At 39.1% G+C, this 483-nt stretch carries 1 protein-coding gene; it reads right to left on the reverse strand.

Annotated features, from left to right (window positions below):
* A partial coding sequence (locus JUI58_RS00245) for a transposase (protein WP_204101753.1) occupies positions 1–483 on the reverse strand: 483 nt, incomplete at both ends.

The following is a 483-nucleotide window of genomic DNA, read 5'->3' on the forward strand; positions in this document are numbered from 1 at the left end:
TCTGCGCGTGTTTATGGAAATGCTTGGGATTGTTATATTTTGAGCCTTCACTGGTAATGGCAAAATCCGTTAATCCCAAATCAATTCCAATGGCTTTACCTTCAGTTGAGAGAGAAGGAGGTTCTTTTGATTCTTCAACTAAGACAGAAGCATAATATTTCCCATCTGGATTTTTGGAGATGGTTACCGTTTTGATTTTCCCTTCAAAACTTCGATGCTGACGACAATGTAGTAACCCAATTTTGGGCAGTTTGAGACAATCTCCCTCAAACTTAACATTCTGAGGGTAACTGATAGATTGTCTGCCATGCTTGGATTTGAATCGGGGTAATTTGGCCCGTTTCTCGAAGAAGTTTCGATAAGCTGTTGATAAGTTCAAAGCCACGACTTGCAAGCATTGGGAATAGACATCTTCTTTGAGCCAAGGATGTTCCTTTTTTAGGTTAGGCAATAATCCTTGAATATAACTTCTTGATAATCCTT

The sequence above is a fragment of the Spirulina sp. CCY15215 genome (assembly GCF_016888125.1).
Lineage (GTDB): Bacteria > Cyanobacteriota > Cyanobacteriia > Cyanobacteriales > Spirulinaceae > CCY15215.